Here is an 8,276-nt window from a genome sequence, read left to right as displayed (position 1 = left end):
GCGGGTGCACTGGCTGCGCCCATGTACTTTGTGGAGGAGCGCACCATCGGTCCGTCGCTGGGTGCCGAAAATATTGCCCTGGGTATCAAGTCGGTCACCATCGGTATGCTGGTGGTTCTCGGGTTTATGCTGGTCTACTACAAGATGTTTGGTCTCTTTGCCAACCTGGCACTGGGATTCAACCTGATCATTCTGGTGGCTGCCATGTCTATTCTGGGGGCGACCTTAACACTGCCGGGTATTGCCGGTATTGTGCTGACCGTCGGTATGGCGGTGGATGCCAACGTGCTGATCTTTTCGCGAATCAAGGAGGAGCTGGCCAACGGGATGCCGCCGCAGTCGGCCATTAATGCCGGTTATGACCGGGCCTTTGTTTCGATCCTTGATGCTAACCTGACCACGCTGATCGTGGCGGTGATTCTATATGCCATCGGCTCAGGTCCGGTTCAGGGTTTCGCGGTGACGCTGTCCATCGGTATTCTGTCTTCCATGTTTACGGCTATTCTGGGTACCCGCGCGCTGGTGAACCTGTTCTATGGTGATCGCACCATCAAACGAGTCTGGATTTAGGAGCTGGCCATGACAACCCAACGCATTTTCAATTTTATGGGTGGCCGCAAGTTGGCTGCCGCTTTTTCCATTGCCCTGTTGCTCTGCGCCATAGTCTCCCTGTCAGTCAAAGGGTTGGTGCTGGGACTGGATTTTACAGGGGGCTCTCAGGTAGAAGTTGGTTTCCCCCGAGCAGCAGACCTGAGTCTGGTTCGTCAACAGCTCACTGATAGCGGGTTTGAAAACCCGGTGGTTGTGTTTTTTGGTTCGGAAAGCGATGTGCTGATTCGCATGCAGGGAAAGCCCGACGAGGGCCTTGCGGAATCGGTAATGAAGTCGCTTGATCCGAATAATTCCGGCGAGCTTGAGCTGCGTCGTGTGGATTACGTTGGTCCGCAGGTTGGTGAAGAGTTGCGGGAAGACGGTGGCCTAGGAATGCTGGCTGCGCTGGCAGTGGTCATGCTGTATGTCGCGATTCGCTTCCAATACAAGTTTGCGCTGGGTGCAGTGGCTGCGTTGATTCATGATGTGATTATCACCCTGGGATTCTTCTCTATCACCGGTTTGGAAGTGGATCTGACCGTGCTTGCAGCGGTGCTGGCGGTGATCGGTTATTCCCTGAATGACACCATTGTGGTTGCCGACAGAATCCGGGAGAACATCCGCCTGTTGAGGGAAGAGGATCTGATTAGTGTGATCAATGAATCTCTAACCCAGACTTTGGGGCGTACCTTGATTACCTCGTTGACCACCATCTTTGTACTGGTGGCACTGTTTGTCTTCGGTGGTGAGTTGATCCACAACTTTTCAATCGCCCTGATTGTGGGTGTTGTAATTGGTACTTACTCGTCTATTTATGTGGCAGCCAACATGTTGTTGCTTCTGGGTATGAAACGTGAGGATCTGCTACCCCCGGAAAGAGAGGGTGCGGAATTCGACGAATTGCCCTGAGAAAGGCGACTTTAGGGCTGTCCGGGCCGCAGTTGCTTGATTCTGGCAGCTAAATTTTTTCTTGCTTGTTTCGGACAGCCGCTGTTAAAGTGGCTATTGCGGGCGTCTAACACGTCCGTATTTATTACTGCCAATACAACAAGTTGGCAATCAAGTGTTTACGAGGATCATATGTCAGATTTAGTTACCGGTACCGTTAAGTGGTTCAATGAAGAAAAAGGATATGGCTTCCTGGCCCAGGAAGGTGGAAAGGATGTATTCGTGCATTTCAGTGCTATCAACGGTACTGGCCGTCGCACACTGTTTGAAGGCCAACAGGTTTCTTTTGAAGTGACCCAAGGCCAGAAAGGCCCTCAGGCTCAGAACGTAACCGTTATTGCGTAAGGCTTTAACAGTCGTGTTACACCCAAAAAATGCCAGCAAATGCTGGCATTTTTTGTTTTCTATTGCGTGAAATAACGCCTGACCTATTGGTCGACATGACGTTCACTTTTCTGCTGACGTGCTGAGAAGGCATTGCGGCGAAAGGTGAGGTTATCTTTTGGCCTAGCGCCAGTTATCCCAAGCTACCAGTACCAGTTCAGAGTACCAGGTTTTGCCATAGCTGCCGTTGTAGCGGGCGAGCGCCGGGGTGAGGTCGCCATCTTCCATATCCAGATAATATTTCAGAATCGTGCAGCCGTAGCGCAGATTGGTGTCTACGTGGATGAGGTTGTCTTCTTCGCGGCCTATTTCCCGTTTCCAGAACGGCATTACTTGCATCAGGCCTTGAGCCCCTGCGCGCGATACGGCGTAGGGATCAAAACGGCTTTCTATTTGGATGACGGCAAGAACAATTTCCGGTGAAAGCCCGGCTCGGGTTGCTGCCAGGTGGATTTTTCGCAGCAGTTCAAGCCGCTCGCGGCTGTCGGGAATAAATTTTTCCAGCTGACTCGATTTTGCCATCAGCCAGACCTCGGCATCAAAGCGGTCTTCAAAGCTGTCAGCTTGAGCAATTGTTGCCTTGAGCAAGGCCACCAGTTGCTGGTCGACTTCCTGCTCGGCCAGCGTGGCAAAAGGGGTGAGCAAGATGGCTGTCAGCCACCCGATGATCAACCCTTTGCACAATTTTTTTCTCATTCGATGGTCTTTGTCAGAAACTCGATAATATCGTTCAGGCCAATCGTGCGGTTTTCGGTTTCGCGGCGGTGACGGTACTCGACTTCACCATTTTCGAGACCGCGATCACCAATCACTACCCGGTGAGGGATGCCCACCAGTTCAACGTCCGCCAACATGGCACCCAAGCGGGCTTTTTCTTCATCCATAAATAGCACATCCAGACCGCGTTCCTGCAGTTGGGTGTAGAGTTTTTCGCAAGTTTCGCGAACCTGTTCAGATTTCTGGATGTTGATGGGGATTAGTGCCACCTGGAACGGAGCCAGGGCATCCGGCCAGATGATGCCATTTTCATCGTGATTCTGTTCAATTGCTGAGGCAACAACGCGGCTCACACCGATGCCGTAACAGCCCATGATCATGACCTGTTCCCGGCCTTCCTCGTTCAGTACCTTGGCGTTCATCGCCTCGCTGTATTTAGTGCCCAGCTGGAAAATGTGGCCCACTTCGATACCGCGTTTGATTTCCAGCACACCCTTGCCATCGGGGCTGGGGTCTCCGGGTACCACGTTGCGAATGTCGGCAACATCGTCAATCCGGCAGTCCCTCTCCCAGTTGACTCCTGTCAGGTGAACGCCGTCCCGGTTGGCGCCACAGACAAAGTCAGCCAGGTGAGCGGCACTATGATCAACAATGACTGGAATTTTCAGGCCGACAGGACCGATAGATCCGACTGAGCAACCCAGGTTTGCGCGAATCTGTTCCTCGCAGGCAAAGGTCAGCGGTGCAGCAATACCGTGTAACTTTTCCGCTTTGATGTCGTTGAGCTCGTGATCGCCGCGCACCACCAGGGCAACCAGTGGTGCTTCTTCGTCATCGCCCTGCACAATCAGAGTTTTAACCACGCTGGCAGCGGGTACATCGAGGAATGTACTGACCTGCTCAATGCTGTGTTGGCCGGGTGTGGCCACTTCCTGCATGGTTTCTGACGGGGAGGGACGGCTGCCCTCTGGCGCAATGGCTTCAGCCATTTCCACGTTGGCGGCGTAGTCGCTTTCGGTGGAGAAGGCGATGTCATCTTCCCCAGAAGCGGCCAGCACGTGGAACTCGTGGGAGTGACTGCCACCGATGCTCCCCGTATCCGCAAGCACGGGGCGGAAGTCCAGGCCCAGGCGGGTAAAGATCGCACTGTAGGCCTTGTGCATAATGTCATAAGTTTCCTGAAGGCTGGCCTGGTCGGTGTGGAAAGAATAGGCATCTTTCATCAGAAACTCGCGGGCGCGCATAATGCCGAAGCGGGGGCGGATTTCATCCCGAAATTTCGTTTGAATCTGGTAGAAGTTGGCTGGCAGCTGCTTGTAGCTGCGGATCTGGTTGCGCACCAGATCGGTGATCACGTCCTCATGGGTGGGACCCAGGCAGAAAGGGCGGCTGTGACGGTCCTGCATTCTTAGCAGTTCCGGGCCGTATTGCTCCCAGCGTCCGGACTCCTGCCAGAGTTCCGCCGGTTGGGTGACCGGCATCAGTACTTCCTGAGCGCCGGCACGGTTCATTTCCTCCCGGACAATGGCTTCTACCTTGCGCAGGACTTTTAGGCCTAGCGGCAGCCAGCTGTAGAGGCCAGCAGCCAGTTTTCGGATCATCCCTGCTCGAATCATCAACTGGTGGCTGATGACCTCGGCGTCGGAGGGCGTTTCTTTCTGTGTGGCAATTAGATACTGGCTGGCTCGCATGTTCTATTCTTTATCTTGGAGGTTGCTGGAAAAGGCGCTATTTTACGGTGCAGCCCGCTTCGGGTACAGGATTAGAGGATGTCAAATGTTTGAACTTGATTCCCGGTTGGTCTCAGACACTGTGGTTGTGGGTGACTTTCCGTTGTGTCGTCTGTTGATGCACCGTGATGCCAACTATCCGTGGTTTATTCTGGTGCCGCGCCTTGAGGCGGTAACGGAAATCTATCACCTCTCAGAGGAGGATCGACAGCAGTTGATGCGCGAGTCCTGCCAGTTGGCAGAGGCGCTGGTGGACGTGTTCTCCCCAGATAAAATCAACATTGCCACTCTGGGGAATATGGTTCCGCAGCTTCACATGCACCATGTGGTACGTTACAAAACCGACGGTGCCTGGCCAAATCCCATCTGGGGTGCACAGGCGCCAGCAACCTATACGGATGCGCAGCGGTGTCAGCGACTTGAGTCTATTTCCAATGTGCTGGAAGGCGAAGGATTTGTTGCGCTCGACGGCTAGTGCAGAGTGCTAGCAACCGGCTTCCATAAATAGTCGACCACCCCAATTCTGATCGGATTCAATCTTCTAGCCCCGGTTTTACTGGGGTATAATGCGCCGCTTTTATCAGGGGCGTTTTGCCTGTTATAGATTGGTAGGTGTTTGTTATGCCGATTTACGGTTATTTGTGTCACTCCTGTGGTCATGAACTGGAAGTTCTGCAGAAAATCAGTGACAGTCCCTTAACGGAATGTCCGGCCTGTCATGAGCAGGCTCTGAAAAAACAGCTTTCCGCTGCCGGCTTTCGGCTCAGTGGGAGCGGCTGGTACGAAACCGACTTTAAAAAGGGCAACCGAAAAAATATCGCCGGCGAAAAATCCGGTGAGGGCAAGACTGAGAAGCCTGCCAAAAGTTCGGGTACCTGCTCCGCGAATTAATTTTGACGTCAATGGCGGTCATGCCGGGTGTCCATCCCCGGTCTCATTGTTGAATACGGGATAAGAGAATGCGTACAAGTTATTGCGGTGTGCTTGGTTCAGAGCACATCGATCAGGAAGTGACACTCTGTGGTTGGGTTGACCGCCGACGGGATCACGGGGGTGTGATATTTGTCGACATGCGCGATCGCGAAGGCATTGTGCAGGTGGTATTTGATCCCGACTGCGGTGAACACTTTGCACAAGCCGACCGGGTGCGCAGCGAATATGTCTTGAAGGTGCGCGGCAAGGTTCGCGCGCGTACGCCCGAAACAGTCAATCCGGAAATGGCCACCGGCCAGATTGAAGTCTACGGACTGGAGCTGGAGATTCTCAACAGTTCCGACACACCGCCGTTTCCCCTCGATGAACACAACAAGGTCGGTGAAGACGTTCGCCTGCGCTACCGCTATCTCGACCTGCGTCGTCCGGAAATGCTCAACAATATGCGCTTCCGTTCGCGGGTTACCAACGTGATTCGCAATTTCCTCGATGAGCGCGGTTTTCTGGATATTGAAACCCCGATTCTGACCCGTGCTACACCCGAGGGCGCCCGCGATTACCTGGTGCCCAGCCGCACCCATGACGGCAAGTTTTTTGCGCTGCCGCAATCGCCACAGTTGTTCAAGCAGCTGTTGATGGTGTCCGGAATCGACCGTTACTACCAGATTGCCAAATGTTTTCGCGATGAAGATTTGCGTGCCGATCGCCAACCGGAATTTACCCAGGTGGATGTGGAGCTCTCCTTCACCACAGAAGAAGAGATCATGGCCATCAATGAAGAGATGGTTCACACCCTGTTTAAACAGGTGCTGGATGTGGATCTGGGCCAATTTCCGCGCATGACCCACAGTGAGGCGATGCTGCGTTACGGCAGTGACAAACCCGACCTGCGTATCCCCTTGGAACTGGTGGAAATCAAAGATCTGATGGCTGCGGTGGAGTTCAAGGTGTTCTCCGGTCCCGCCAATGATCCGAAGGGCCGCGTAACGGCGTTGAGAGTACCGGGTGGTAGTGAGATCAGTCGCAAGCAGATTGATGATTACACCAAGTATGTAAGCATTTACGGAGCCCGTGGCCTGGCTTACATCAAGGTCAATGACAAAGACGACCTTGAAGAAGGTCTGCAGTCTCCGATTGTGAAATTCCTGCCCAATGAGGTTCGTGCGGCGATTCTGGAACGCACCGGCGCAGAAAATGGTGACCTGATCTTCTTTGGTGCCGATAACCGCCGGGTGGTCAGTGAGGCCCTGGGCGCATTGCGTTGCAAGCTGGGTGCCGACCTCAACCTGTACACCTGTGACTGGGCGCCCCTCTGGGTAGTGGATTTTCCCATGTTCGAAGAGGATGGCGAAGGTGGCTGGACTTCTCTGCACCACCCGTTTACCCGTCCCGCCTGTACACCGGACGAGTTGAAATCCAATCCTGAAGGAGCCCTGTCGATTGCCTACGATATGGTGTTGAACGGCACTGAGTTGGGTGGCGGTTCCATTCGTATTCACAATCCCGATATGCAGCGTGCCGTGTTTGAGGTGCTGGGAATCAGCGATGAGGAAGCGGATGAGAAGTTCGGGTTCCTGATCGATGCATTGCGATTTGGTTGTCCGCCCCACGGTGGCTTGGCCTTCGGCCTGGATCGCCTGATCATGTTGATGACCGGTAGTCAGTCGATTCGCGACGTGATCGCTTTCCCGAAAACCCAAACCGCGGCCTGTCTGCTGACCGATGCTCCCGGCAGTGTTGATACCAAGCAATTGCGGGAACTGAACATACGACTGCGTGAGAAAAAACCTCAGGAAGAGGGCTAACACCGGCCCTCATCTTAAAAAATAATGACAACGGGTGACAGGACACCCGATGCAGTATGAAGTGGAGGTATTTTTATGGCCGGTCACAGTAAATGGGCCAACATAAAACACCGCAAGGCAGCCCAGGATGCCAAGCGGGGCAAGATTTTCACCAAGCTGATCCGCGAGCTTGTGGTGGCCGCCAAAAGTGGTGGCGGCAGCCCGGAAGATAATCCGCGCCTGCGAGCGGCCATTGATAAGGCGCTTGGCAACAATATGAAGCGCGACACTATCGATAAGGCCATTGCCAGAGGTGCCGGTGCTGACGACGCCGATAATTATGAAGAGGTCACCTACGAAGGATATGGCGTGGGTGGTATTGCCGTGTTGGTCGAATGCATGACTGACAATCGCAACCGGACCGTGTCTGATGTGCGTCATGCGTTTTCAAAACGCGGGGGCAATCTGGGCACCGATGGTTCGGTCGCCTACCTGTTTAATCGCACAGGCCAGATCAGCTATCCCCCGGGGTCTGACGAAGATCAGATTATGGAGGCGGCACTGGAAGCCGGTGCCGAAGATGTGGTCACCAATGAAGACGGCTCAGTGGATGTGTTGACCGCCTGGGAAGACTTTTCCACGGTCAAAGAATCATTGACGGCTGCCGGTCTGGAGCCGGAGCAGGCCGAGGTCACCATGTTGGCGACAACCACCGTTGCGCTGGATAAAGAAGCGGCAGAAAAGCTGCTAGCGTTGGTGGACCACCTGGAAGACTTGGATGATGTACAGAATGTCTATACCAATGCGGATATTCCCGATGAGGTGATGGCAGAACTCGGCTGAACGGCCGGGAAATGTGGGTGGTTTCAATGCCACCTGATTGTTCACAGAGCGAGTAATCAGAGGAGAAAAACGATGAAAGTGCTGAAGAAAACTGCGGAGTACACCGTATATCAAAAGCGTTCAGGCCGTTATGCCGTAGTGGACGCTGATAAAAACACTGTCAATGGCGATGAAAAGGTTGCCATACTGATTGCCGAAGGCTTCGTTACACAGGCTGCGCCGAAGGTAGAAGAAGCACCTGCCGAAGAAGCACCTGCCGAAGAAGCACCTGCCGAAGAAGCACCTGCCGAAGAAGCACCTGCCGAAGAAGCACCTGCCGAAGAAGCACCTGCCGAAGAAGCACCTG

Annotated in this window: 10 protein-coding genes; 8 read left to right on the top strand and 2 right to left on the bottom strand. The window is 53.8% G+C overall.

Annotated features, from left to right (window positions below):
* The 3 genes from secD to ACYZYZ_RS10055 all read left to right on the top strand — a co-directional run.
* On the top strand, positions 1 to 570 hold a 570-nt coding region (gene secD / locus ACYZYZ_RS10065; RefSeq protein WP_461484172.1), incomplete at its 5' end, for a protein translocase subunit SecD.
* Positions 571 to 579: 9 nt separating this feature from the next.
* Positions 580 to 1,500, top strand: a complete 921-nt coding sequence (secF, locus tag ACYZYZ_RS10060) for a protein translocase subunit SecF (RefSeq protein WP_305170086.1) — start codon at positions 580 to 582, stop codon at positions 1,498 to 1,500.
* A 171-nt stretch (positions 1,501 to 1,671) separates the two neighbouring features.
* Positions 1,672 to 1,884, top strand: coding sequence for a cold-shock protein (locus ACYZYZ_RS10055; protein ID WP_305170088.1), 213 nt, complete (start codon positions 1,672 to 1,674; stop codon positions 1,882 to 1,884).
* Positions 1,885 to 2,046: 162 nt separating this feature from the next.
* Here the strand turns inward: ACYZYZ_RS10055 and ACYZYZ_RS10050 are convergent, their stop codons facing one another.
* Both ACYZYZ_RS10050 and ACYZYZ_RS10045 read right to left on the bottom strand, forming a co-directional pair.
* Positions 2,047 to 2,619, bottom strand: coding sequence for a lytic transglycosylase domain-containing protein (locus tag ACYZYZ_RS10050; protein ID WP_461484171.1), 573 nt, complete (start codon positions 2,617 to 2,619; stop codon positions 2,047 to 2,049).
* Positions 2,616 to 4,331, bottom strand: a complete 1,716-nt coding sequence (locus ACYZYZ_RS10045) for a proline--tRNA ligase (protein WP_461484170.1) — start codon at positions 4,329 to 4,331, stop codon at positions 2,616 to 2,618. Before ACYZYZ_RS10045 ends, ACYZYZ_RS10050 begins: the two co-directional genes overlap by 4 nt.
* Positions 4,332 to 4,416: 85 nt before the next feature.
* Here ACYZYZ_RS10045 and ACYZYZ_RS10040 point away from each other — a divergent pair, with 85 nt between their 5' ends.
* The 5 genes from ACYZYZ_RS10040 to ACYZYZ_RS10020 form a co-directional block, all read left to right on the top strand.
* Positions 4,417 to 4,845, top strand: a complete 429-nt coding sequence (locus ACYZYZ_RS10040; RefSeq protein WP_305170091.1) for an HIT family protein — start codon at positions 4,417 to 4,419, stop codon at positions 4,843 to 4,845.
* A gap of 146 nt (positions 4,846 to 4,991) precedes the next feature.
* The gene (locus tag ACYZYZ_RS10035) at positions 4,992 to 5,261 is read left to right on the top strand and encodes an FmdB family zinc ribbon protein (protein ID WP_461484169.1); all 270 of its coding nucleotides are present in this window, start codon (positions 4,992 to 4,994) and stop codon (positions 5,259 to 5,261) included.
* Between the two features lie 68 nt (positions 5,262 to 5,329).
* Positions 5,330 to 7,108 (top strand): aspartate--tRNA ligase, encoded by a 1,779-nt coding sequence (aspS, locus tag ACYZYZ_RS10030; protein WP_461484168.1) that lies wholly within the window; start codon positions 5,330 to 5,332, stop codon positions 7,106 to 7,108.
* 75 nt (positions 7,109 to 7,183) lie between these two features.
* Positions 7,184 to 7,930, top strand: coding sequence for a YebC/PmpR family DNA-binding transcriptional regulator (locus ACYZYZ_RS10025; RefSeq protein WP_305170095.1), 747 nt, complete (start codon positions 7,184 to 7,186; stop codon positions 7,928 to 7,930).
* Positions 7,931 to 8,002: 72 nt separating this feature from the next.
* Positions 8,003 to 8,276 (top strand): hypothetical protein (locus tag ACYZYZ_RS10020; protein ID WP_461484167.1); only part of this gene is annotated, 274 nt, incomplete at its 3' end.

This window comes from Porticoccus sp. (genome assembly GCA_023261185.1).
In the GTDB taxonomy this organism is placed as follows: Bacteria; Pseudomonadota; Gammaproteobacteria; order Pseudomonadales; family Porticoccaceae; genus Porticoccus; species Porticoccus litoralis.
This window is presented reverse-complemented; position numbering and strand designations above follow the sequence as displayed.